This window comes from Streptococcus ratti FA-1 = DSM 20564 (assembly GCF_000286075.1).
Taxonomy (GTDB): domain Bacteria; phylum Bacillota; class Bacilli; order Lactobacillales; family Streptococcaceae; genus Streptococcus; species Streptococcus ratti.
In genome coordinates this window covers 580,840-605,764 of sequence record NZ_AJTZ01000005.1, presented here as the reverse complement: position 1 = coordinate 605,764, position 24,925 = coordinate 580,840, and the positions used below count along the sequence as shown (strand labels likewise).

The 24,925-nt window shown below is 40.6% G+C and carries 20 protein-coding genes; 16 read left to right on the top strand and 4 right to left on the bottom strand.

Annotation, left to right across the window (positions count from 1 at the left end; all coding sequences use genetic code 11):
• Positions 1 to 75: 75 nt before the first annotated feature.
• From dprA to SRA_RS04895, 8 genes are all read left to right on the top strand, one after another.
• The gene (gene dprA / locus SRA_RS04930) at positions 76 to 924 is read left to right on the top strand and encodes a DNA-processing protein DprA (protein ID WP_003088293.1); all 849 of its coding nucleotides are present in this window, start codon (positions 76 to 78) and stop codon (positions 922 to 924) included.
• A gap of 89 nt (positions 925 to 1,013) precedes the next feature.
• Positions 1,014 to 3,128, top strand: coding sequence for a type I DNA topoisomerase (gene topA / locus SRA_RS04925; protein WP_003088291.1), 2,115 nt, complete (start codon positions 1,014 to 1,016; stop codon positions 3,126 to 3,128).
• A 215-nt stretch (positions 3,129 to 3,343) separates the two neighbouring features.
• Positions 3,344 to 4,678, top strand: a complete 1,335-nt coding sequence (trmFO, locus tag SRA_RS04920; protein ID WP_003088289.1) for a methylenetetrahydrofolate--tRNA-(uracil(54)-C(5))-methyltransferase (FADH(2)-oxidizing) TrmFO — start codon at positions 3,344 to 3,346, stop codon at positions 4,676 to 4,678.
• Between the two features lie 243 nt (positions 4,679 to 4,921).
• Positions 4,922 to 9,367 (top strand): glycoside hydrolase family 70 protein, encoded by a 4,446-nt coding sequence (locus SRA_RS04915; RefSeq protein ID WP_003088287.1) that lies wholly within the window; start codon positions 4,922 to 4,924, stop codon positions 9,365 to 9,367.
• Between the two features lie 177 nt (positions 9,368 to 9,544).
• Positions 9,545 to 10,297, top strand: a complete 753-nt coding sequence (locus tag SRA_RS04910; RefSeq protein WP_003088285.1) for an ABC transporter ATP-binding protein — start codon at positions 9,545 to 9,547, stop codon at positions 10,295 to 10,297.
• 1 nt (position 10,298) lies between these two features.
• On the top strand, positions 10,299 to 12,317 hold the full coding sequence (locus tag SRA_RS04905; RefSeq protein WP_003088283.1) for an ABC transporter permease: 2,019 nt from the start codon (positions 10,299 to 10,301) through the stop codon (positions 12,315 to 12,317).
• A 43-nt stretch (positions 12,318 to 12,360) separates the two neighbouring features.
• Positions 12,361 to 13,035, top strand: a complete 675-nt coding sequence (locus tag SRA_RS04900; protein ID WP_003088282.1) for a response regulator transcription factor — start codon at positions 12,361 to 12,363, stop codon at positions 13,033 to 13,035.
• Complete coding sequence (locus SRA_RS04895; RefSeq protein WP_003088280.1) at positions 13,032 to 13,982, top strand: sensor histidine kinase; 951 nt, start codon at positions 13,032 to 13,034, stop codon at positions 13,980 to 13,982. The genes SRA_RS04900 and SRA_RS04895 overlap by 4 nt, the downstream gene beginning before the upstream one ends.
• A 178-nt stretch (positions 13,983 to 14,160) precedes the next feature.
• Here SRA_RS04895 and citC read toward each other — a convergent pair whose 3' ends face one another.
• A complete protein-coding gene (citC, locus tag SRA_RS04890) occupies positions 14,161 to 15,207 on the bottom strand; it encodes a [citrate (pro-3S)-lyase] ligase (RefSeq protein ID WP_003088278.1) in 1,047 nt (348 codons plus the stop codon).
• A gap of 223 nt (positions 15,208 to 15,430) precedes the next feature.
• Between citC and SRA_RS04885 the strand changes: the two genes are divergently transcribed.
• Positions 15,431 to 16,519, top strand: a complete 1,089-nt coding sequence (locus SRA_RS04885) for an AbrB family transcriptional regulator (protein ID WP_003088276.1) — start codon at positions 15,431 to 15,433, stop codon at positions 16,517 to 16,519.
• A gap of 100 nt (positions 16,520 to 16,619) precedes the next feature.
• Here SRA_RS04885 and citG read toward each other — a convergent pair whose 3' ends face one another.
• The 3 genes from citG to SRA_RS04870 form a co-directional block, all read right to left on the bottom strand.
• Entirely contained in the window at positions 16,620 to 17,510 is an 891-nt protein-coding gene (citG, locus tag SRA_RS04880; RefSeq protein WP_003088274.1) for a triphosphoribosyl-dephospho-CoA synthase CitG, read from the bottom strand.
• Entirely contained in the window at positions 17,497 to 18,198 is a 702-nt protein-coding gene (locus tag SRA_RS04875) for a GntR family transcriptional regulator (RefSeq protein ID WP_003088272.1), read from the bottom strand. The genes citG and SRA_RS04875 overlap by 14 nt, the downstream gene beginning before the upstream one ends.
• 154 nt (positions 18,199 to 18,352) lie before the next feature.
• Positions 18,353 to 19,756, bottom strand: coding sequence for a CitMHS family transporter (locus SRA_RS04870; RefSeq protein WP_003088270.1), 1,404 nt, complete (start codon positions 19,754 to 19,756; stop codon positions 18,353 to 18,355).
• 280 nt (positions 19,757 to 20,036) lie between these two features.
• On the opposite strand from SRA_RS04870, the gene SRA_RS04865 reads away from it, so the two are divergent.
• From SRA_RS04865 to citF, 7 genes are all read left to right on the top strand, one after another.
• Entirely contained in the window at positions 20,037 to 20,366 is a 330-nt protein-coding gene (locus SRA_RS04865; RefSeq protein ID WP_003088269.1) for a hypothetical protein, read from the top strand.
• A 33-nt stretch (positions 20,367 to 20,399) separates the two neighbouring features.
• A complete protein-coding gene (locus SRA_RS04860; RefSeq protein WP_003088268.1) occupies positions 20,400 to 20,804 on the top strand; it encodes an acetyl-CoA carboxylase biotin carboxyl carrier protein subunit in 405 nt (134 codons plus the stop codon).
• A gap of 31 nt (positions 20,805 to 20,835) precedes the next feature.
• A complete protein-coding gene (locus tag SRA_RS04855; RefSeq protein ID WP_003088267.1) occupies positions 20,836 to 21,957 on the top strand; it encodes a sodium ion-translocating decarboxylase subunit beta in 1,122 nt (373 codons plus the stop codon).
• Between the two features lie 28 nt (positions 21,958 to 21,985).
• Complete coding sequence (locus tag SRA_RS10455) at positions 21,986 to 22,114, top strand: OadG-related small transporter subunit (protein WP_003088266.1); 129 nt, start codon at positions 21,986 to 21,988, stop codon at positions 22,112 to 22,114.
• 88 nt (positions 22,115 to 22,202) lie between these two features.
• Entirely contained in the window at positions 22,203 to 22,511 is a 309-nt protein-coding gene (gene citD / locus SRA_RS04845; protein ID WP_003088265.1) for a citrate lyase acyl carrier protein, read from the top strand.
• Positions 22,499 to 23,386, top strand: a complete 888-nt coding sequence (gene citE / locus SRA_RS04840; protein ID WP_003088264.1) for a citrate (pro-3S)-lyase subunit beta — start codon at positions 22,499 to 22,501, stop codon at positions 23,384 to 23,386. The genes citD and citE overlap by 13 nt, the downstream gene beginning before the upstream one ends.
• A gap of 1 nt (position 23,387) precedes the next feature.
• Positions 23,388 to 24,923, top strand: a complete 1,536-nt coding sequence (citF, locus tag SRA_RS04835; protein WP_003088263.1) for a citrate lyase subunit alpha — start codon at positions 23,388 to 23,390, stop codon at positions 24,921 to 24,923.
• Positions 24,924 to 24,925: the final 2 nt, after the last annotated feature.

The window sequence follows — 24,925 nt, the reverse complement described above, 5'->3', positions numbered from 1 at the left end:
GTTGTTCCAAACTCTTTTAATTTTACAGATTTTATCCCATTGTCTTTTCGAATAGTTTAAATAGTGAGGTATAAAATGGATAATTTTCAACTATTTAAACTTAAGAAAGCGGGCTTGACCAATCTTAATGTCTTACATATTCTTGCTTATCAGAAAAAGAAAGGAAAATCCTTATCTTTGCGTGATATGGCAGTTGTTTCCAAATGCAGGGATCCCTTGCTTTTTATAGAGAATTATAAAAATCTAAAAAGCAAAGAACTGCGTGATGAGTTTAATCGTTTCCCGTCTTTATCTATATTAGATAAGGACTATCCTTTAGAACTCAAAAATATTTATAACCCGCCTGCCCTTTTATTTTATCAGGGAGATCTGGAACTCATGAACAGACCCAAGCTAGCTGTGGTTGGTTCCCGAAATGTCAGCAAAACCGGTGTAGATTCCGTCAAAAAAATTATCCGGGAGTTGGAAAACCGTTTTGTCATTGTCAGCGGTCTGGCACGCGGCGTTGATACTGCTGCGCACTTAGCCAGTCTAAAAAACGGCGGAGCTACCATTGCAGTCATCGGCGCAGGACTTGATGTCTATTACCCTAAGGAGAATCGTCAGCTGCAAAGCTATATCGCAAAAAATCATCTCCTCTTATCAGAGTATGCGCCCAACAGCCAGCCACTCAAGTATCATTTCCCAGAGCGCAATCGCATCATTGCTGGACTTTCCCGAGGAGTTGTCGTAGCAGAGGCTAAAATCCGTTCAGGCAGTCTGATCACCTGCGAACGAGCATTGGAAGAAGGGCGAGATGTTTTTGCTGTTCCTGGAAATATTTTAGACGGGCAGTCAGATGGCTGCCATCATCTTATTCAAGAAGGAGCCAAATGCACTACATCAGGTATGGATGTTCTAAATGAGTATCAACTGAGAAAATAACTTTTCCTATAGAAAAAGTTTGTTCTTGACAGTATTCTAAAAATGATATATTATTCTAGAAGTTTATAACTTATAGGAAGTGCAGAATATTGACAAGTAAAACAGCGACAACAAAGAAAAAGACCAGCAAAAAACGAGCAACTCCTAAGAAAAATTTAGTGATTGTTGAATCACCTGCTAAGGCGAAAACGATTGAAAAGTATCTTGGGCGTTCATATAAAGTAGTTGCTTCTGTAGGACACATTCGTGATTTAAAAAAATCAAGTATGTCTATTGATTTTGACAACAATTACGAACCCCAGTATATCAATATCCGTGGGAAAGGTCCTCTAATTAATTCTTTGAAAAAAGAAGCTAAAAATGCTAAGCAAGTTTTTCTGGCTAGTGACCCAGACCGTGAAGGAGAAGCCATTTCTTGGCATTTAGCTCATATTTTAGACCTTGATCCTAAAGGGAAAAACCGTGTTGTTTTTAACGAAATCACCAAGGATGCTGTCAAAAACGCTTTTGTTGAACCGCGTCAGATTGATATGAATCTTGTTGATGCTCAGCAGGCGCGCCGTGTTTTAGACAGGATTGTCGGTTATTCTATCTCACCTATTTTATGGAAAAAGGTTAAAAAAGGTCTGTCAGCAGGGCGTGTCCAATCTGTTGCCCTTAAGCTTATTATTGACCGAGAAAATGAGATTAAAGCCTTCAAACCAGAGGAATATTGGAGTATTGATGGTTTCTTTAAAAAGGGCAGTAAAAAATTTCAGGCAAGTTTTTATGGGCTTGATGGCAAAAAAGTCAAACTTAAAACTAATGCGGACGTCAAGGAAGTGCTGGCTCGTATTAAGAGTGATGAATTTCTTGTCAGCAAGGTAGAAAAAAAGGAACGTAAGCGCAATGCACCGCTCCCTTATACCACCTCGTCACTGCAGCAGGATGCTGCTAATAAAATCAACTTTAGAACCCGCAAGACAATGATGGTGGCTCAGCAGCTCTATGAAGGAATTAGGTTAGGTTCCAGCGGTCAGCAAGGTCTGATTACCTATATGCGTACAGATTCAACCAGAATCAGTCCGCTTGCACAAAATGATGCTGCAAACTTTATTTCAGAGCGTTTTGGAGATAAGTATGCAAAGCATGGCAACCGCGTTAGAAATGCTTCAGGCGCTCAGGATGCCCACGAAGCTATTCGTCCATCAAATGTCAATAATACACCTGAATCTATTGCTAAGTATTTGGATAAGGATCAGCTGAAACTTTACACGCTTATTTGGAATCGATTTGTTGCCAGTCAAATGGCAGCGGCAATCTTTGACACCATGAAAGTCAATCTTGGACAAAACGGTGTCCGGTTTACAGCCAACGGCAGTCAAGTAAAGTTTGATGGTTATCTGGCCGTTTACAATGATTCTGATAAAAATAAAATGCTCCCTGATATGGCAGAAGGGGATGCTGTTAAAAAAGTTTCTACTAATCCTGAGCAGCATTTTACCCAACCGCCTGCCCGTTATTCTGAAGCGACGCTTATCAAAACTCTGGAAGAAAATGGTGTTGGCCGTCCGTCTACCTATGCGCCTACGCTTGAAACTATCCAAAAACGCTATTATGTCAAACTTGCAGCTAAGCGCTTTGAGCCAACTGAACTTGGTGAAATTGTCAATGGTTTGATTCTTGAGTTTTTCCCAGATATTGTGGATGTTAAATTTACAGCCGAAATGGAAGGAAAACTCGACCAAGTAGAAGAAGGTCAGGAGCAATGGCAACAGGTTATTGACAGTTTTTATAAGCCTTTCGAAAAAGAGCTTGTTAAGGCCGAAGCAGAGATTGAAAAAGTCCAAATCAAGGATGAACCTGCAGGCTTTGACTGTGATGTCTGCGGCCACCCAATGGTCATTAAATTAGGGCGCTATGGCAAATTTTACGCCTGCAGCAATTTTCCAGAATGTCATAATACTAAGGCGATTACCAAAGAAATCGGTGTTACCTGCCCGCTTTGCAAAAAGGGGCAGGTGATTGAGCGCAAAACGAAGCGCAACCGTATTTTTTACGGCTGTGACCGCTATCCGGAATGTGACTTTACCTCATGGGATAAGCCGGTTGGCCGTGCTTGTCCTAAATCAGGAGATTTCTTGGTTGAAAAAAAAGTTCGCGGCGGCAAGCAGGTTATTTGCAGCAAGGAAACTTGTGATTATAAAGAGGAAATAGTTAAATAACCTAAAAAAGTTTACGTAACTAAAATTACGTAAACTTTTTGTTTGATATTTTTTTCTTGCAAGAGCTGATAAGAAACACAGTATTTTAAATATGATATAATAAAGGGTATTATAATTTAGAAAGATTTGAGGAAAGAAGCTGCTGCATTTACAGACTAGGGTGTTTACGATTGTAATAGCAGTGCTCATTTTTATTCCCAAGAGGTATTGGTGTTATGTCTCAATCTTATATCAATGTTATCGGTGCAGGACTGGCAGGAAGCGAAGCTGCCTATCAGATTGCCAAGCGTGGTGTTCCTGTTAAGCTTTATGAAATGCGCGGTGTTAAATCAACTCCGCAGCATAAGACGGATAAATTTGCAGAACTTGTTTGTTCCAATTCGCTTCGAGGAGATTCTCTGACCAATGCAGTAGGCTTGCTGAAAGAAGAAATGCGGCGGTTAGATTCTGTCATTATGCGAGCAGCGGAAAGCACCCGTGTGCCTGCCGGCGGTGCCTTAGCGGTTGACCGTGATGGCTTTTCGCAGAGAGTAACCGATGAAGTAATGAAGCATCCTCTTATTGAAGTGATACGCCATGAAATCACAGAAATTCCCGAGGATGCCATTACCGTTATCGCAACTGGTCCTTTAACAAGTGATGCCTTGGCTGAAAAAATTCATATGTTCAACGGCGGTGATGGTTTTTATTTTTATGATGCAGCAGCACCCATTGTTGATAAAAATTCTATTGATATGGAAAAAGTTTATCTCAAATCGCGCTATGACAAAGGTGAGGCCGCCTATCTTAACTGTCCGATGACCAAAAAAGAATTTATGGCTTTTTATGAGGCTTTGATAAGAGCAGAAGAAGCCCCGCTTAATTCTTTTGAAAAAGAAAAGTATTTTGAGGGCTGCATGCCTATTGAAGTTATGGCTAAGCGAGGCATAAAAACCATGCTCTATGGTCCTATGAAGCCTGTCGGCCTGGAATATCCAAAAGATTATAAAGGCCCTCGTGATGGCGAATACAGGACACCTTATGCCGTTGTACAGCTCCGTCAGGACAATGCAGCTGGTAGTCTTTACAATATTGTAGGCTTCCAGACACATCTTAAATGGGGAGAACAAAAACGTGTTTTTCAAATGATTCCTGGACTTGAAAAGGCAGAGTTTGTGCGTTATGGTGTCATGCACCGCAATTCTTACATGGACTCTCCCAACCTTTTAGAACCTACTTTTGCTGCACGTCAAAATCCAGATCTTTTCTTTGCCGGCCAAATGACGGGAGTTGAAGGCTATGTGGAATCCGCCGCATCAGGACTTGTCGCAGGTATTAATGCTGTTCGCCGTTTGAAGGGGGAAGAAGCAGTGATTTTTCCTCAGACAACTGCTATCGGTGCTTTGCCGCACTACATCACCCATACAGACAGCAAGCATTTTCAGCCTATGAATATTAATTTTGGAATCATTAAAGAATTAGAAGGCCCGCGTATCCGTGATAAGAAAGAGCGCTATGAGAAAATCGCTCAGCGTTCGCTTGATATTTTAACTGATTTTCTAAATAGCTAATTTGAAAAACTAGGATGTTTTGTACTGATTCTAATCATTAGATTTTTGTCTAACTTTTGGAGTCAGTACAGTCAGCCTCAGTTTTTTTGTATGAGCTTGATTTTCCTGCTTCCCTGAAAATGTTAAAAATATTTGAAAAACGTTTACATATTTAATATAAAATTATAAGTATTGTTTTTTAATTAAAAAAATGTTACAATAATGACGTTTTGTGAAAAAACATCTTAATTTGGGAGGTTCCTAATGGACAAGAAAGTGCATTATAAATTGCGCAAAGTTAAAAAAAGATGGGTAACCGTTTCGGTTACATCTGCTATGATGACCGTAGCTGCGCTGTCAGGCGGGCTGGTCAAGGCGGATTCGACTGAATCTGGTGTTCCTTCTAAAGATTCAAGTACTGGTATTGTTACGACTGCAGAAGAATCTGCTGTAACATCTGTTAATGACGTTACATCTACACAAGCCCTTACCAGTTCAGCTGAAACAACGGCTGCTAACAGTAACAGCCTTACTGTTTCCTCTGAAAATCAAACTCAGGCGGTAAACGCAACAACTCAGGCACAAACAAGTGCTCAAAAAGAACAAAGCTGGACCGCAGTACAGACAAATCCTGCTGAAAGAGCAAACAATACTGGCAGCCGCTCGGAACAAAAAACAGTTAATTCTGATGATCTTAAAGTTCTTGAAGGTGTGGCTAATGTCAAGAAGGTTAATGGTAAGTATTACTATTATAATGCTGACGGATCTATCCAAAAAAACTATATAGTAGTTGTCAATGGAAAGACCTTGTATTTCGATGAAACTGGTGCCTACACAGATACCTCAAGTGTCAAAGTGACTGAAGAATCTTCTTCATCAGCCGCTGAAAATTCTTTTGCCAAATACAATCAGGTGTACAGCACTGATGCTGAAAATTTTGAACAAATCAATAATTATTTGACTGCGGAATCTTGGTACCGTCCTAAGTACATCTTAAAAGACGGCAAGACTTGGACTGAGTCAACAAAAGATGATTTTCGTCCGCTTCTGATGACTTGGTGGCCGGATAGGGAGGTACAGCGCCAGTACATTAATTATATGAGCAGCCAGCTTGGACTTGATAAAACTTACAGTACATCAGCCAGCCAAGCCGAATTGAACTTGGCAGCACAAATGGTTCAAGCTAAAATTGAAGAAAAGATTTCTGTCACTCAAAATACGAATTGGCTGCGGGCAACTATCTCTGCTTTTGTTAAGACGCAGTCAGCTTGGAACAGCGACAGTGAAAAACCGTTCGATGATCATTTGCAAAACGGCGCCTTGCTTTATGATAATGAAAGCAGCCTAACACCTTATGCTGACTCAGCTTACCGTATTCTCAACCGCACACCGACTAATCAAACTGGTCAAAAAGATCCGCGCTACACAGCAGATACAACTATCGGCGGCTATGAGTTCTTGCTTGCTAATGACGTTGATAATTCTAATCCGGTTGTTCAGGCAGAGCAATTAAACTGGCTGCATTTCTTGATGAATTTTGGATCTATCTATGCTAACGATCCTGATGCCAACTTTGACTCTATCCGTGTTGATGCTGTTGATAATGTTGACGCTGACTTGCTTCAAATTGCCGGCGATTACTTAAAATATGTTAAGGGCATCAATAAGAACGACAAGACTGCCAATGATCACCTGTCTATCTTAGAAGCCTGGAGTGATAATGATACTCCTTATCTGCATGATGACGGCGATAACATGATCAATATGGATAATAAACTTCGCTTATCCTTTATCTGGTCACTGGCAAGACCTTTGTCTGTGCGTTCAGGACTTGAGCCGCTGATAACAAACAGTTTAGTTGATCGTACCAATGACAGCGCTGAAACAGCTAAAATTCCATCGTACTCATTTGTACGTGCGCATGACAGTGAAGTGCAGGATTTGATTCGTGACATCATCAAGGCTGAAATTAATCTCGATTCGTTTGGCTACTCATTTACAGAAGAAGAGATTGAAAAAGCCTTCAAGATTTATAACGAAGATCTGAAAGCAACCAACAAAAAATACACTCACTATAATACAGCTCTTTCTTATGCTTTAATTTTGACCAATAAATCCAGTGTTCCGCGTATCTACTACGGAGATATGTTTACTGACGACGGTCAATACATGGCTAATAAGACCATTAACTTTGATGCTATCGAAACTCTCTTGAAAGCTCGTATTAAATACGTTTCAGGCGGTCAAAGCATGAAAGTGCATTACCTTGCCAACACTGACCGTACAAAATGGGATCAATCTGTTTTGACATCTGTTCGCTACGGTAAAGGTGCACTGACGGCCAATGAGACAGGTGACCAATTAACGCGTCAGTCTGGTGTTGTTGTTATTGAAGCTAATCAGCCAAGCCTTCGTCTCAATCAGGATGAACGTCTGGTTGTCAATGTAGGTGCTGCTCATAAAAACCAAGCTTACCGTCCTTTAATTTTGACAACTGACAGCGGTGTGGCAACCTATAATACAGACCAAGAAGCAGCAGCCCTTGTTCGCTATACTAATGAAAATGGTGAATTAATCTTTACTGCTAGTGATATCAAAGGTTATGCTAATCCTCAGGTATCTGGCTATTTAGCTGTCTGGGTACCAGTAGGAGCGAGTGAAAATCAAGATATTCGCGTAGCAGCCAGCGAAACAGCAGCAACTGATGGTAAATCTATCCATCAAAATGCCGCTCTCGATTCACGCGTCATGTTTGAAGGATTTTCAAACTTCCAAGCATTTGCCACAACAAAAGAAGAATACACCAATGTTGTCATTGCGAAAAATGTTGATAAATTTACTGAATGGGGAATTACTGACTTTGAGATGGCGCCGCAATACGTATCATCTACAGACGGCAGCTTCCTTGACTCTGTTATCCAAAACGGTTACGCTTTTACAGATCGCTATGATTTAGGTATTTCAAAGGCTAATAAATACGGCACTGCTGATGACCTTGTGAATGCTATTAAAGCTCTTCACAGCAAGGGAATCAAGGTAATGGCTGACTGGGTGCCTGATCAAATGTATGCCTTCCCTGAAAAAGAAGTTGTTTCAGTGACACGTGTGGACAAATACGGCAATCCTATTTCAGGCTCTACAATTAAAGAAAGTCTTTATGTGGTAGACAGCAAGAGTTCAGGAAATGATCAGCAGGCTAAATATGGCGGTGAATTCTTAGATGAACTTCAAGCTAATTATCCTGAATTATTTGCCAGAAAACAGATTTCAACAGGTCTTCCGATGGATCCATCTGTGAAGATTAAGCAATGGTCTGCCAAATATTTTAACGGTACTAATATCCTCGGACGCGGTGCCGGCTATGTCTTGAAAGATCAAGCAACCAACACCTACTTTAACCTTTCTAAGGATAATTTCTTCCTGCCAAAACAATTGCTGAATCAAGAAAGTCAAAGCGGTTTTGTTTATGATGGCAAAGGCTATATCTATTATTCAACCAGCGGCAATCAAGCCAAAGCTACCTTTATCAGCGAAGGTGATAAGTGGTATTACTTAGATGCTGATGGCTACATGGTGACCGGTGTTCAGGTTATTGACGGCGATAATTATTACTTCCTGCCAAATGGTGTGCAATTAAGGGATGCCATCTATGACAATGGCAATAACGTCCTGTCTTATTACGGCAATGACGGCAAACGTTATGAAAATGGCTATCATCTCTTTGGTCAGCAATGGCGCTATTTTAAAGACGGAGTCATGGCCGTTGGATTGACTAAGGTTAACGGTGCTATTCAATATTATGATGCTTCCGGCTTCCAAGTTAAAGGTGAGTTTGTCACAGCTAAAGACGGTAAAGTAAGATACTTTGATAAAGTTTCTGGTGATCAAGTTACTAATCGCTTCGTTCGCAATGCCCAAGACCAATGGTTCTACTTTGATGCCAATGGTATCGCTGCAACAGGTGCCAAAACCATTAACGGTCAGCGCCTGTACTTCAAGGCAAACGGTGTCCAAGCCAAAGGTGAATTTATCACCGACCGTTACGGACGTCTCAGCTACTACGATGCGGATTCGGGTGAACAAATCCGCAACCGTTTCGTCCGTAATGCCCAAGACCAATGGTTCTATTTTGACGCCAATGGTATCGCTGCAACAGGTGCCAAAACCATTAACGGTCAGCGCCTGTACTTCAAGGCAAACGGTGTCCAGGCCAAAGGTGAATTTATCACCGACCGTTACGGACGTCTCAGTTACTACGATGCAGATTCGGGTGAGCAAATCCGCAACCGTTTCGTCCGCGATGCCCAAGACCAATGGTTCTATTTTGATGCCAATGGTATCGCTGTAACAGGTGCCAAAACCATTAACGGTCAGCGCCTGTACTTCAAGGCAAACGGTGTCCAGGCCAAAGGTGAGTTTATCACTGACCGTTACGGACGTCTCAGCTACTACGATGCAGATTCGGGTGAGCAAATCCGCAACCGTTACGTGAGAACTTCTGATGGCAGATTATATTATTTCGATAACAATGGTTACGCTGTAACCGGCTGGAATAATATTAACGACCGCAGACTTTATTTTGACAGCAGCTATCAGTACCGTCATGGAGGGCTTTCACGGCAGAACGATACTTCCCGCTATCAGTATCAAATCAACCGCGGTTACAGTCCCTTCGGGAATCTCTTTGACTTCTTCCGTCCTTTCTTCTAAGAAATGAGCAGAAGTGCTGAGACTTTATTTTACCAGACAGTTCTGGTTAAACTTACAATTCTGTAAGATTAAGACATCCAAGTGTAAGTCTTGGGTGTCTTTTTTACTATAGAATAAAGGTATCCAAAGGAAGTGACCTTCCAAATGAATTAAGGTATAATGAAAAAAGGAGATTGTATGTTTTTAGAAATTAATCATTTAGAAAAAATTTTCCGCACGCGCTTTTCCAAAGAAGAAACACGCGCCTTGCAAGATGTTGATTTTAAGGTTGATAACGGTGAATTTATTGCCATTATGGGAGAGTCGGGTTCAGGTAAGACGACTTTACTGAATATCCTGGCTACCTTGGAAAAACCCACCAATGGCTCAGTTATTTTAAACGGTAAAGATATTACCAAAATTAAAGAAAGCCAGTTGGCAGCGTTCCGTCTGAAGAATTTAGGTTTTGTTTTCCAAGAGTTTAATCTGCTGGACACACTCTCTGTCAAGGATAATATCTTTTTACCCTTGGTACTTGCTCGAAAGAGTTATAAGGAAATGGAGCAGCGCCTGCAGCCTATTGCTGTTAAGCTGAGAATCCAAGATTTATTGGAAAAAAGGCCCTTTGAGCTTTCGGGCGGACAAAAACAGCGCGTCGCTATCGCCCGAAGCTTAATCACGAATCCTCAGATTCTTTTGGCTGATGAACCTACAGCAGCTCTTGATTACCGTAATTCGGAAGACTTGCTGAATTTATTTGAAGCCATTAACGCTGACAATCAAACCATTCTCATGGTTACTCACTCTGCCAATGCAGCCAGCCATGCTAAACGTGTTCTTTTTATCAAAGACGGTCGGATTTTTCATCAGCTTTACAGAGGCAGCAAGAGCAATCAAGAATTTAGTAAAGATATTTCTTTGAGCATGGCAGCGCTGCTAGGAGGTGAGTAGGATGTTTTATTTCAAGCTTGCTATTAATAATATAAAGCAGTCCTTCAAATATTTTGCTCCTTTCTTTTTAGTTAGTGTGACAACTTTTATTTTCAGTACCGTTACATTACTAATCATGACTAGCCCGACATCTAAGTCTATGGGAACAGGAACATATGCACTTGGCTTAGCCACAATAGTACTTGATATTTTAGCGGCGATTCTCTGTTTGTATAGCTATAATTTTTTACTCAAACAGCGCAATCAAGAGTTTGGTCTTTATAATATTTTAGGGATGAACAAGAAAAATATTCTCTGGATATCAACTCTGGAACTGCTAGTTGCTTATGTAGTGACCGTTATTCTAGGTACCCTTTTAAGTGCTGTTTTCTCCAATTTTTTCTATTTGGTCTTTGTAAATATGATCCAGTTTAAAGACTTGGAATTTGAGTTAACTGCACTAGCATTTATTATCAATATTGTGCTGTTTGCAGCAATATTTCTTTTCTTAGAATTCATAACGATTATCAGAATCAGCAGAACCTCCGCTCTCAATCTTTTCAGTAATCAAAGCCAGGGAGAACGTGAGCCTCGCGGAAATATCCTTTTAGCTTTTATCGCTGTCTCAGCAATTGGCTATGGTTATTACCTATCTGTCAGCTCTGGTAAGGTCAATGCTCTGATTGGAATTAACCGATTTTTTATAGCTATTTTGGCGGTTATTTTAGGGACTTATCTTTTCTACATTAGTTTTATTACCTGGTATTTGAAGCGCCGACGGAAAAATAAAGGTTATTTTTACAAACCTGAACATTTTGTTACCACCTCACAGATGATTTTCCGAATGAAACAAAATGCTATTGGCTTAGCTAATATTACTTTACTGGCGATTATGGCTTTTGTGACTATCTTTTCAACAGTAGCACTCTATACGAGTAATAAAAATTTGGTCAAAATGAACTATCCTAAAAATTCTCTGCTGGAGTTTGAAAATCTTTCCAGTCGTCAAAAAGCAGAAGAAATGCTGCAAAACGAAATTATACCAGTGTTGAAAAGTAAGGATCCTAATTTCAATAAGACCTTGAGTCAATACGAATCTGTTAGTTTTACAGCGAATTACAAAGACAATCACAGTTTATCAGTTGATAAGTCTTTTTTGGCCATCAATCCTACAAAATCTGTTCTTTCTAATAAAATAAGTATCGCAGCAGTGATGGTAATGACTCAGGACGATTTCCGAAAAATAGGCAATCCTCTTCCTAAATTGGCTGAAAATGAATTCGCTTTTTATGATTACAATCAAAGCGGAAAATCTTTAAAAGTCCAAAAAGTAAAATGGTTTAATCAAACCTATCATAATGTTTATCAAATAAAAAAGACGACCAACCTGCAGATCATGAATGCAGGGATTCCATCAGGAATAATGGTTGTTTCAGATGATGCGACCCTTAATGCCATGCGGGACTCATACAACCGCTATAGCCGATATCCTGTGGATTACGATTATCAGGTGTTTGCCAATTTGTCTGCTAAGGAAAGAAGAACCTTAAAACACTTATTCGCCCAAAATAAAGGTGCCATTGTCGATACCAAAACAAATAGCATGGTCCATTTTTCAACAGCTGAGGATTATAGAAATGAAGCCTTAAAAATGGCTGGCGGCTTCCTCTTTACAGGATTTTTATTAGGGATTGCTTTCTTACTGGGTGCTGCCTTGATTATTTACTATAAGCAGCTGTCTGAAGGGACTCAGGATAAGCGTTCCTACAAAATTTTACAAGAAGTTGGAATGAGTCTGCAGCAAGTCAAGAAAACGATTAATTCACAAATCATATTAGTTTTCTTTATGCCTTTGTTGATGGCAATTGTACATTTCATTTTCGCTCTGCCTATTCTTAAAAAATTATTATTACTGCTTGGTGTGCAGGGGGATCGGCTTATCTACACAGTCAGTGCTTTGACGATTTCTGGAATCTTGATCGTATACTTTATCATTTACAAAATTACCAGCAGAACTTATTATAAAATTATTGAAAGGTAGAAGAAGCGGCGATTTTTCGCCGTTTTTTTGGTAAAATAAAATTATGAAAAAGCAAGGAAAAGTTTATATTGTTGAAGATGACACTACCATCGTCAGCTTGTTAAAAAATCATTTGGGACAGCAGTACCATGTCAAAAGCGTTGATAATTTCAGAGCTATTTTGCAGGAAATTGCTGAGTTTAAACCGGATTTAGTGCTTATGGATATTACCCTGCCTTATTTTAACGGTTTTTATTGGACAACTGAAATCAGAAAACAGATGCTGACGATGCCGATTATTTTTATTTCCAGCGCCGATGAAGAAATGAATGCTGTAATGGCTATGAATATGGGCGGCGATGATTTTTTGAGCAAGCCTTTTTCGCTTCCTATTCTTGATGCTAAGATCGCTGCATTTTTGCGCCGGGCTAATGAATTTACCAAGCAAAGCCATCAAATTGGGGACTTTGAGCTGACTCTGGACGGTGTATTTTCCAATACTGAAATGGAGCAAAAAATTCAGCTGACACCAACCGAAACTAAGATTCTCTCCTTGCTGATTGACTACAAAGGAGAAGTTGTCACAAAAGAAGCGCTTCTCAATAAGCTGTGGGAAGGTGAAGAATTCATTGATCAAAACACGCTCAGTGTTAATATGACCAGACTGCGCAAAAAGGTGCTGGCCCTAAATTTTGATAAAATTCATACAGTCAGAGGTGTGGGGTACTTAATCAAATGATTAGAGCTTATTTTAAAGAATACAGCCCTTGGTATGGTCTGTACTTAGTGCTTAGTTTAATTTTTTTGCTGACTTTTTACCTTTATCATCTGCCGCTCTTTTACTTTATCAGCAGCTTTATTTTTAATGTAACACTTTTGCTTATCATCAGTCTGTACTGCTACTGGAAATTTTATCAAAAAATAAAGATCCTGCATCATTTTATAACAGTCAGAGAGCTGAAAAATCTGAATTCCTTACAGACACCCAGCGATCTAGCCTATAAGGCAGCGCTTGCGAAAATATTGGAAGAACAGCTTGATGACAGGCTTTACCATAAAGCGCGGGAAGAAAACTTACAGCAGCTCATAAAAGTATGGTCGCATCAAATGAAAGTACCGATTTCTGCCATTTCTTTGATGGCACAAACCAATCATCTGAAACAAAGCGATGTTCAAAGTCAGCTTTTGAGGCTGGAAAACGATCTAGCCCGGCTTTTAAACTATGTCAAATTCAGTCAAAATCAGAGTGATTTCCGTTTTGAAAAATGTCAGGTTCGTGAGATACTGGTTGATTTAATCAAGAAAAATCAGGTTTTCTTTTTGCAAAAAGAGATTTCGGTAAACATTCAGGGCGATTGGGAGCTCAAATCGGATAAGAAGTGGCTGAGCTTTGTCTTTTCACAAATTTTGGATAATGCTATCAAGTACAACAAAAAGGGCGGTCATATCACTATCCTTATTCAAGAAAATCAGGTGCTTATTGAAGATACAGGGATGGGAATTCTAAAGGAAGATATTCCCAGACTTTTTGAGGAAGGTTTTACGGGCTACAATGGACATGAACATCAAAAAGCGACAGGTTTAGGTCTTTATATGGCTAAAAAAATATTAAACAGCCTTGAGTTAGAGATTGCTGTCGACAGTCAGATTGACCAGGGAACTCAAGTCTGCATCACAAGAAAATGAGGCCTACACTCAAGTGTTTTTAATGCTAAAAACTATCTTTGAGGCTCTTTTAAAAAATCAGCCAGTCAAAAAATAGAGCAGAATTTTAGGAAGCTTTCCTTAATAATAAAAAGAGGCCAAAAGCATTGATATTCTTTGCTAAGAATTCAGCTGTTTGGTCTCTTTTTGTTTATTTTAACTAGTAGTGGATGACGTTAGTTTCTTTTTGGATTTTGCGAATAAGCGGCTGCGCTTCAGGGCTCAAAAAATAATTTAGACTGGTTGGAGGAAGGAGTTCTTTTAAGATATCCATATTCCCTTCTTTGAGAGCCTGTCGGACAGTCGAAGCACTGATCGGGCCGCTCTTATAGGCTTTGCGGGGGATAACCAAACAGTCAATTCCTTGTTTAGGCAGTTCTTGAAGCATGATCTGGTTGTAAATACCGGTTACCAGACTTGTCGGCTCTTCTCCGACATAGCGCTTTTGGATGCCTAGATGATGAGCGGTACGCGTAAAAATAGCCAAGTCAATGCGAGCCTGACTTTCAATTACTGCTGCCTGATCTTTTTGGAAATAGCTTGGGAAGGTAGATTTACTGATAATATAAGGTCCGGTTTCATGATAGCAAATATTAGACAGATGAGCAGTTCCTTCTAAAATCAGCTTTTTGCGAATATCAAAAGGAATCAGGCTGCTGTCTTCGCTAACCATAAAAAGATGCAAAATGTCATTGTCAGCAGCTGCTTTTTCCACTAAATACTGATGGCCTAAGGTGAAAGGATTGGCATTGATAACCAGAGCAGCAGCAGTCTGACCTTTTTGTTCTGGCTGCTGAAGGGTTTTAAGATAACGATCAAAGCCATCTTTCTTATTTTCCATGAAAACAATTTGATTATCAGCTCTGGCAATCTCGTAAAAGCCTAAATCACCAAAAAATTTGGCTGTACATGGTTTAGTATAAAGAAAAATATGAGTATTGCCGCGCTCGAATTGAATATTAATGAGATGGGTGACAATTTCATTGAGCAGCCCTTCGCCTTGATAACGGCTGCTGACACTTAAACAGCGAAGGGTATTTCCAAAACAGCTGCCTGTGGCGATAATATTGAGGTCGTCATCAAACATAGCACAGGTATAATCCAGATTAGCATCCCGATGAATTCCTTCTTTTTCCAGCAGGGTATCAATCTTTTGCAGACTGTTTTTATCAGAAGGATAAATTTTTGAAATCGGATAGGTTGACATGGCTTACTCCTTTATAAAAATAGAGAATCATCTGCAAGCGGCAGAGATGAATAAACTAAAGCGCTGACATTTATTATATTTTAGCACTAACCAGGTATTTTTTAAATACAAACAGCCATTTTAAACACTTTTAAAACCTAAAATAACTTTATAAACCATCTTAAATATGTCATAATAAAAAGGAACTTGTTAGGCTGATTATTAAGATGAGAAAGAAAAACTTATGATTTTACAAATTGCTTTTACGCTTTTAGTAGGTCTTCTAGGCGGATTAGCTGCCAAAAAACTTCAGGTTCCGGCACCGTTTATGATTGGCAGTATGGTTGCTGTGGCTGTTTTTTCAATCATTACCGGGCAAATGAAGATGGAAGTATCAATGAAAATTTTTGCTCAGATTATCAGCGGCGCCTATATAGGTCAGCAAGTTTCAAAAAAAGATCTTCTTAATCTTCCTAGATTAGCTGTATCCATCGCCTCTTTGATGATACTGTTTACCATCAATATGATACTGATGGGTTTTGTGTTTATCCTATGTTTTAAAATGGACGCCGTGACAGCCTTTTTATCTTGCCTGCCCGGCGGGATTGTTGATGTGTCTCTCATGAGTATTGACATGGGAGCGCAGTCAGATATTGTTGCAACCTTGCAGTCTGCCAGACTGGTGGGAATTCTAATCATTCTGCCTGTGTGGGTTGCCTTTATCACTAAACGCTTTGCCCCTGCAGATCAAAAAAAGGAGAAGGTTCTTTCTACCTCTCATCTGGTAAAAGATGACATTGCTGAAGAAGAAGCTGTCAATAAGCGGTCTTTGAAAGATGAGTGGCTCAACAATGCTTTTGTTTTAGCGGTTGCCAGTATAGGCGGTTTGATTGGGATGTGGCTGGCTATCCCCGTTGGAGCATTAATATTTTCGCTTATCTTTTCCTGTGCTCTGAAAATTACAAAAAATACGCAACAAATGTCTAAAAGTATTCGCTATGTTGCTCAAATTTTTGCCGGTTCCTTAATCGGTACCAACTTTACACACGATAGTCTAGCGAGAATGACTCACTTAATTATTCCGATTATTTTACTGTTAACAAGCTATCTGATCATTAATGCTTTCTTTGGTTTTGTCATGTATAAGAAAGGTATTTTAGATTTGCAGTCTGCTCTTTTTGCTTCATCACCGGCTGGCGCAACAGACATTTCTCTGCTTGCTGGAGAATTAGGCGGTGACATGCCTAAAATTGCCGGAATTCAAATCAGCCGTATCTTGTACACTGTTATCGTGATGCCTATGTTGGTCAGATTCATTGTCCATTTGCTGTAAGCGAAAAAATAGATAACCGTTAACATGCTGAGGCGAATACCTCAGCATGTTTGTTATGATTTACAAAAGATAAAGACAGACTGCCACAGGGCATGGTGCGTCAAAGAAGATTCTCTAAAAAAGCAAAGTAGAAGGTTAAAGACAGTAAATCGGCAGAACCCCCAGGACTTAAGTGCCTTTCAACTAGCTTTTGGTTGTAAACAGTCATCTGACTGGGCAAATCTTTAGAAGGAGTGGTTTCTAAGAGGGTCTCAGACTCCTGTTTGACTGCTTTCCAAGCTGCAATCCCGCCGCGATGAATCAGATTGCCGTCTTCAACAAATGCCATTAGATAAAGCAATAGCTGCAGCTGTACAGTATAACTATCCTTTCCTTTTGCCAGCTCCTGCCTCAAAAATGGCAGGGCTTTTTGAGTAAGCGAAGCATAGCCACTGGCAGCTTCACCGCGAGGACCTTTGATACCGTGTTCAAGAAAGAGCCGCTCGCCATGGGTTAATTCAGGTTTCTTTTCTAAATAGCTTAAATCCTGTGCTACCAGCTGTTTGGTCATATCAGCGGCTAGGGAGCAGACAGTCTGAGTGTCAGCAGGGCTGAAAGAGGTCTTTTCCTGCAGCAGATTGGGATGGTTAGCTAAATAAGCGCCCGTAGCACCGAGCAGCAGAGCCAAGGAGAAATTAACTCCTTTGTGAGTATTGACGCCGTGAGTCGCAGCAAACATGGCTGACTCAGCTTTAAGACCTAAAGCTCTAAGACGGTGAAAGAGCTCTTGGGGAGATTCGTCATGATAAGTCCAGCCCGCCTGAATGTAGAGGCTAAAAAAAGGATCCAGTGCTACAATGCTGTCTGTGAACGTATAAAAGTCCATATCATCATGGGCACCTGTATCATAGCGGTCTACCAATCCGGGTTTAGGGGACAAAACTAGTTCGTACAAAAGAGCCTTCACCGCTAAACGGCTAAAAGGCATCAGCTTTTCTTCAACGGTGTTCATCTTGCCGGCTTTCCATTTGCTGCAGAATAAATTCCAAAGAAGAATTCAGATGCTCATGCGTAATCAAGGTAATCTGTTCGACATCTTTATTGCGCATGCCGCGATAGATAACCCAGTGCTCTTTTAAAGCCTGTTTACGGCGTTCAAAAGAAGCGATGGAGATTTCCCTGAAATACCTTAGATAGGTTTGCAGTTCGGTCACAATTTCTCTCAGGCGCAACATCTGACTTTTACGGTAAATGAGATCGTTAAACTGGTTAAAATTATCCAAGATCGTTTCGATATCCCCATCATCAATAAACCCTTCACAGTCAGTCAGAATCTTTTTCATCTCTGCGAAGTCTTCTTCGTTCATCAGATACATAGCCTTGGTTGCAGCCAGAGTATCCAAAGCCTTACGGATATCAAAAATTTCGATTGCATCTTTTAAGCTAATGCCGCGAACAATAATACCGCGTTTAGGAATGTGTTCAACTAATTTTTCTTCCTGCAAAACCCCCAGCGCGTAGCGAATCGGTGTTCGGCTGATATTGAGAGCTGTTGCCAGTTCTTTCTCATTAATACGAGAACCAGCAGGAATCTCGCTCAGGATAATTGTTTTTCGCAAGGCCTCATAAAAAGCGATTTTCAAAGGAACATTCTGTGATAAATCCAAATTATTCTTCACAGCGTTTACAACTGAATTCATGAATTCTCCCCATTTTCTAGTCTTAATTTATTATACCGAAAATACTTAACTTTTTCCAAGATATTTATAAAAAGGACTTGAGCAATGCCCCAAGTCCTTCATTAAGAAAATCAGTTACTGCAACTAAGCTGCGATTTTTTCTTGTTTGCAGTTGTTATTGCGGAATGTAGAATGGCAGACGTCCGACAAGCAGAATAGTTACAATAAAGATGATGAACACTACAAGTGCATATTTTGCAGATTCTCTTTGCCATTCGCCCATATCCAAACCTGTCAAACGAAGCAGCAGGTAGATGAAGGCAACCAGCGGACTCAATAAGTGGAAAGCTTGTCCCATCAGGGAAGCTAAAGCCATAGCCATATTGTCAAATCCGTATTTAGCACCGGCTTCGGCCAAGACTGGCATAATACCGTAGTAGAAGCCGTCGTTTGAGAGGAAGAAGGTACCTGGTGCAGAGATAAGGGCAATAACCAATCCCCAGAAACCAGCCAGTTGTTTTGGAATAATTGTTGTAAAGCTTTGAGCTAAGGCACCAGCCATACCAGAACCTTGGAAGAGTCCCATGAAGATACCTGCAGCAAATACCAAGATAACAACTTGTACAGCATCCCCGCCGTTTTCACCGATACGTTTCGATTGATCTTTTAAGTTAGGATAGTTGACCATCAAAGCGATACAGGTGCCGACTGCAAAGAGGAAGAGTGATGGCATTTCAATAGCTGGGATAAAGGATCCAGCGACCAGCCAAGCAATCAGAATAATTGTCAAGATACCATTGAACACGAAGTTTTGAGGACGGCGAATTGCCATTGTGTCAGGATCAGTGGTTTCGATTAGGGATGAAATTTCTTCTTCAGATAACTCGGTGACTCCCAAGCGTTTACGTTCTTTTTTACCCATGCTTCTTGCAACAAAGAAGATGACATAAAGGAGTGACAAGATCATACCTGGTGCCAGATAACCCAAAATTTCGGATCCGACCTTTAAAACGGACATGGCACGTGCAGTAGGTCCGCCCCAAGGAAGCAGGTTCATGATAGTGTTTTGCAGGATAATCAAGACACCGAGGTTCATGACCCGCATGTTAAGTTTTTTATAAATAGGAAGAAAGGCCGAACAGCAAATAAGAGTCGTTGTTGTACCATCACCATTAAGGGATACAGCGGCAGCAACAACAGCAGTAGCCATCAAGACTTTCATTGGATCGCCTTTAGCGAAGCGAATCATTTTTTCTGTAATGGGATCAAAGAGACCTGCATCCAGCATCAATGAGAAATACAAGATGGCGAACAGGAGCATAATCCCTGTGTTGGCAGTATTGTTAATCCCATATAAGATCATAGGACCAATAGCAGTCAGGTTATTTGCTATTTTCTCGTCTCCCAGGAATTCGACAAAACTTTGGTCAGCTTTAAAGTCTGCGACTCCTGTCAGAATAACAATGATAGTAGCTACCAGAGGAACTATTACCAATGCCGTGAAAGGCGACATTTTTTTCTTCATGACAACATACATGAAGACAATAATCATAGCATACGCTAAAATTGTTAATAACATAAGTTATCTCTCCTTTTTAATCTTTCTTATTTAAATCCAATGAAAAACACAGAATTTAAACAGGAAGCAAGATTTTTTGTACAAGACTAGTATAAATGAAAGCGCTTAAAAAAGGAATAGCCTTTCTTAAGAAAAACACAAAAAAAACATTTTGAAAGGGCTTTTAAAAAGAACACAAAAAAGCCATAAAAATTTTCAAATCCAGTATATAATAGGCTTAGAAGCATTGATTCGGCAAAGATAATTTGCCGCTGCCTATATAAATAGAAAGGAGAATCAGATGGGTCTTTTTACGCGATTGTTTAATAAATCACAGGAAGCTGTTGAAAAAGTTAATGATAATAAGCCTGAAAATAATTTGAATTCTTTTCAGGCTGAATGGGAACCTATCCCTGCCTTTATATCAGCCGATAAATCTGACTACCAGCTGGTCAGTGTTATTGCGACAGCCATTGCAGCCGGTGATTATCCTGACAGTCAGTTTGTTGTTAAAAAGATTTTACAGCGCAATCCCGAAGCCTTAAAGGTTTCATTGATTGCAGCCAGTATCGCAGCTGGGGAGTCTTCGGACTGCCAGTTAACTGTTAAAAATATTTATCAAAAGAAATAAAAAAAGAGAAATAAAAAAAGGAGGCATTTGTTAATGTTACGTAAATTTAAAATCTCAGTAGACGGTAAGGAGTATCTGGTTGAAATGGAAGAAATCGGCGGGACACCGGCCGCAGCTCCGGCAGCGCCTGCGGCTCCTGCACCTGTTCAGGAAGCACCAGCAGAAGTACCGGCTGAGCCTGCACCAGCTCCGGCGGCTCCCGCTGCAGCATCAGCACCTGCTGGCGCTGATGCTATGACAGCTCCGATGCCTGGAACTATTCTGAAGATTCTTGTGAATGTAGGTGATGCAGTTACTGAAAACCAGCCGTTAATGATTTTGGAAGCTATGAAGATGGAAAACGAAATTGTAGCCGGATCAGCCGGTACCGTTTCAGCTATCCATGTAACACAAGGTCAGGTTGTCAATGCCGGCGATGGCTTAATCACAATCGCTTAAAAGAAATTATCTATTAGAAGGAAGTGAGTTTGTGGAAACTTTAATTTCAGGAATTACATCCATTACATTTCCCCAGGTGATTATGATGCTCATTGGAGCTATTCTGATGTATTTGGGGATTAAAAAGGAATATGAGCCGACACTTTTAGTGCCTATGGGGCTTGGAACGCTCTTGGTGAATTTCCCCGGCACAGGAGTTCTGACTCAGGTTGTCAACGGCGTCAAACAAGAAGGGGTCTTTGATATTCTCTTTAAATTTGGGATTAATACAGAACTTTTCCCTTTGCTGATTTTCATCGGAATCGGAGCTATGATTGATTTTGGTCCCCTGCTTCAAAATCCTTTTATGCTGCTTTTTGGAGCGGCAGCACAGTTCGGGATTTTCTTTGTTGTTGTCGTAGCTGTTATGGCTGGATTTGATATCAAAGAAGCCGCTTCAATAGGTATTATCGGTGCAGCAGACGGTCCAACATCCATTTTCGTTGCTAACCAATTAGCTCCAAAACTACTAGGGCCGATAACCGTTGCAGCATACTCATACATGGCTTTGGTACCAATTATTCAGCCGTTTGCTATTAAATTGGTGACAACAAAAAAAGAACGTCAGATCCGCATGACCTACAAGGCTGAAAATGTTTCAAAACTGACAAAAATTCTCTTTCCTATTGTCATCACAATTGTTGCTGGTTTTATCGCCCCTATATCTCTGCCTTTGGTTGGATTCTTGATGTTTGGCAATCTCTTGCGCGAATGCGGGGTCTTGGACAGACTGTCGCAGACAGCACAAAATGAATTGGTAAATATCGTCAGTATCTTGCTGGGCTTAACTATCTCAGTAAAGATGCAGGCTGATTTGTTCCTTAATGTGCAAACGCTGCTTATCATTTTGTTTGGTCTGGTTGCTTTCATTATGGACTCTGTCGGCGGTGTTGTCTTTGCTAAAATTTTGAACATCTTCCGCAGGAAAAAAATCAATCCAATGATCGGTGCAGCTGGTATTTCAGCCTTTCCAATGTCCAGCCGGGTTATCCAAAAAATGGCGACAGACGAAGACCCTCAAAACTTTGTTCTGATGTATGCAGTCGGAGCTAATGTTTCAGGACAGATCGCTTCTGTAATTGCCGGCGGTTTGCTGCTGTCATTCTTTAGCTAACAGCACTAGTGAAAGGAGAGCTAATAGTATGAATATGGAACATTTGCTTCAAGCCTTTGAATTAATGGGCTTGGGGATGGCTGGTATCTTTATTGTTTTAGGAATTTTGTACATTGCTGCAGAAGTCCTTATCAAATTGTTTCCGGTCGATAGATAAAAAGACTTATCAAGCAATCTAATATTATTGCGACACCCGTGAGAACTATCTCACCAGCGCCGCATATCAAAATATATGAGGTGAAATTATGGATATCAAACAAACAGCTGTTGCAGGTTCGCTTGAGTCAAGCGATATCATGGTAACAGTAAACCCTAGCAATGCTGAAGGCATTACTATCCAATTGGAAAGCAGTGTTGAAAAGCAATTTGGTCAACAAATTCGTAAAGTTATTGAAGAAACGCTCAAGCATTTAGATGTGAAGGCAGCAGCAGTTGAAGCAGTTGATAAGGGAGCTTTGGACTGTACTATTCAAGCTCGGACAATCGCTGCCGCTCACCGCGCTGCTCAAATCGAAGCTTATAACTGGAAGGAGATTGACTCATGGAACGTTTAAGAAGAACAATGATGTTTGTCCCTGGTGCTAATGCGGCTATGCTGAGAGACGCTCCTTTGTACGGAGCTGACTCTATCATGTTTGACTTGGAAGATTCTGTTTCCCTTAAAGAAAAAGATACTTCCAGAGCTTTGGTTCATTTTGCTTTGAAGACGTTTGATTACAGCACGGTAGAAACGGTTGTCCGTGTTAATGGTCTGGATAGCTGCGGTGCTCTGGATATTGAAGCGGTTGTCCTTGCCGGTGTTGATGTTATTCGCCTGCCAAAAACGGAAACTGCTCAGGACATTGTCGATGTTGAAGCTGTTATCGAAAAAGTAGAGCGTGATAATGGTATCGAAATCGGCCGGACTAAAATGATGGCTGCTATTGAATCCGCTGAAGGGGTCTTAAATGCACCTGCAATCGCTAAGGCATCAGATCGTTTGATTGGGATTGCTCTGGGAGCAGAAGATTATGTCACCAACATGAAAACGCGCCGTTATCCTGATGGTCAAGAGCTGTTTTTTGCTCGCAGCATGATTCTCCATGCCGCTCGTGCAGCCGGAATTGCAGCGGTTGATACAGTTTATTCTGATGTTAATAATCCAGAAGGCTTCCAAAACGAAGTACGCTTGATTAAGCAACTTGGATTTGATGGTAAATCCGTTATTAACCCTCGTCAAATTCCATTAGTTAATGAAATATACGCTCCAAATGAAAAAGAAATTCAAAATGCAAAAGAAGTCGTTTGGGCTATTCGTGAGGCTGAAAGCAAAGGTTCTGGTGTCATTTCGCTTAAAGGTAAAATGGTTGATAAACCGATTGTTGAGCGTGCCGAACGTGTTATTGCTTTAGCTAAAGCTGCTGGATTGCTTACTGAGGAGGATATTTAAGATGGTAAAAAATAAATTAGGTCGTGATATCCCTCAACAATACGCTGACCAATATGGTGTATTTGAAGGAGAACTTGCAAATATAAAAGATTATAAGGAATCTAGCCGATACGTTAAGCCGGTAAAACCTTCTGATGACAAACTCTTGTCTTCCATTCATGAAGCTATTGAAAAAACAGGACTTAAAGATGGTATGACCATTTCTTTCCACCATCATTTTCGTGAAGGTGATTATGTGATGAATATGGTGCTGGATGAAATCGCTAAAATGGGTATTAAAAATATTTCTATTGCCCCAAGTTCAATTGCCAATGTCCATGAACCTTTGATTGACCATATCAAAAACGGCGTAGTTACTAACATTACGTCCAGCGGTCTGCGTGACAAGGTGGGTGCTGCCATTTCAGAAGGGATTATGGAAAAACCTGTTGTTATCCGCTCACACGGAGGCCGTGCGCGTGCCATTGCAGCAGATGACATCCACATTGATGTTGCCTTTTTGGGAGCTCCAAGTTCTGATATTTATGGCAACGCTAACGGAACAAAGGGAAAAGCAACCTGCGGCTCACTTGGCTATGCTATGATTGATGCCAAATATGCTGATCAGGTTGTTATCGTTACAGACACCTTGGTACCTTATCCCAATACCCCAATCAGCATTCCACAGACAGATGTAGACTATGTTGTTGTGGTCGATGCTATCGGAGACCCTGAGGGCATTGCCAAGGGGGCAACGCGCTACACTAAAAATCCTAAAGAGCTTTTGATTGCTGAATATGCTGCTAAAGTGATTACAAACTCTCCTTACTATAAAGAAGGATTCTCTTTCCAAACAGGTACTGGAGGTGCTTCCCTTGCTGTGACACGTTTCATGCGTGAACAGATGATTAAAGATGGTATCAAGGCTAATTTTGCCCTCGGCGGTATTACCAATGCCATGGTAGAATTGCTGGAAGAAGGTCTGGTAGACAAAATTCTTGATGTTCAAGATTTCGATCATCCATCGGCCATGTCTTTAGATCGCAATGCTGAAAAACATTATGAAATTGATGCTAATATGTATGCATCCCCGCTTAGCAAGGGTTCAGTTATCAATCAATTGGATACCTGTATCCTATCTGCTTTAGAAGTGGATACAGATTTCAATGTCAATGTTATGACCGGTTCAGACGGTGTTATCCGTGGAGCATCAGGCGGTCATTGTGATACTGCCTTTGCCGCTAAAATGAGTTTAGTCATTTCGCCATTGGTTCGCGGACGTATCCCTACTTTTGTTGATAAGGTGAATACAGTTATCACACCAGGAACCAGTGTGGATGTGGTCGTCACGGAAGTCGGTATTGCCATCAACCCTAACCGTCCTGATCTGATGGAACACTTTAAAGATTTGAAAGTTCCGCAGTTCACTATTGAAGAGCTGAAAGAAAAAGCCTATGCAGTTGTTGGCAATCCTGAGCCTATTCAATACGGTGATAAGGTTGTTGCTCTTATTGAATACCGCGATGGCAGCTTGATTGATGTTGTGCACAATGTCTAAAC

What these genes read in the sequence shown, in the direction of transcription:
- dprA (WP_003088293.1), top strand. Translation starts at nt 76, where the DNA reads ATGGATAATTTTCAACTATTTAAACTTAAGAAAGCGGGCTTGACCAAT.
- trmFO (WP_003088289.1), top strand. Translation starts at nt 3,344, where the DNA reads ATGTCTCAATCTTATATCAATGTTATCGGTGCAGGACTGGCAGGAAGC.
- SRA_RS04915 (WP_003088287.1), top strand. Translation starts at nt 4,922, where the DNA reads ATGGACAAGAAAGTGCATTATAAATTGCGCAAAGTTAAAAAAAGATGG.
- SRA_RS04910 (WP_003088285.1), top strand. Translation starts at nt 9,545, where the DNA reads ATGTTTTTAGAAATTAATCATTTAGAAAAAATTTTCCGCACGCGCTTT.
- SRA_RS04905 (WP_003088283.1), top strand. Translation starts at nt 10,299, where the DNA reads ATGTTTTATTTCAAGCTTGCTATTAATAATATAAAGCAGTCCTTCAAA.
- SRA_RS04900 (WP_003088282.1), top strand. Translation starts at nt 12,361, where the DNA reads ATGAAAAAGCAAGGAAAAGTTTATATTGTTGAAGATGACACTACCATC.
- SRA_RS04895 (WP_003088280.1), top strand. Translation starts at nt 13,032, where the DNA reads ATGATTAGAGCTTATTTTAAAGAATACAGCCCTTGGTATGGTCTGTAC.
- citC (WP_003088278.1), bottom strand. Translation starts at nt 15,207, where the DNA reads ATGTCAACCTATCCGATTTCAAAAATTTATCCTTCTGATAAAAACAGT.
- SRA_RS04885 (WP_003088276.1), top strand. Translation starts at nt 15,431, where the DNA reads ATGATTTTACAAATTGCTTTTACGCTTTTAGTAGGTCTTCTAGGCGGA.
- citG (WP_003088274.1), bottom strand. Translation starts at nt 17,510, where the DNA reads ATGAACACCGTTGAAGAAAAGCTGATGCCTTTTAGCCGTTTAGCGGTG.
- SRA_RS04875 (WP_003088272.1), bottom strand. Translation starts at nt 18,198, where the DNA reads ATGAATTCAGTTGTAAACGCTGTGAAGAATAATTTGGATTTATCACAG.
- SRA_RS04870 (WP_003088270.1), bottom strand. Translation starts at nt 19,756, where the DNA reads ATGTTATTAACAATTTTAGCGTATGCTATGATTATTGTCTTCATGTAT.
- SRA_RS04865 (WP_003088269.1), top strand. Translation starts at nt 20,037, where the DNA reads ATGGGTCTTTTTACGCGATTGTTTAATAAATCACAGGAAGCTGTTGAA.
- SRA_RS04860 (WP_003088268.1), top strand. Translation starts at nt 20,400, where the DNA reads ATGTTACGTAAATTTAAAATCTCAGTAGACGGTAAGGAGTATCTGGTT.
- SRA_RS10455 (WP_003088266.1), top strand. Translation starts at nt 21,986, where the DNA reads ATGAATATGGAACATTTGCTTCAAGCCTTTGAATTAATGGGCTTGGGG.
- citD (WP_003088265.1), top strand. Translation starts at nt 22,203, where the DNA reads ATGGATATCAAACAAACAGCTGTTGCAGGTTCGCTTGAGTCAAGCGAT.
- citE (WP_003088264.1), top strand. Translation starts at nt 22,499, where the DNA reads ATGGAACGTTTAAGAAGAACAATGATGTTTGTCCCTGGTGCTAATGCG.
- citF (WP_003088263.1), top strand. Translation starts at nt 23,388, where the DNA reads ATGGTAAAAAATAAATTAGGTCGTGATATCCCTCAACAATACGCTGAC.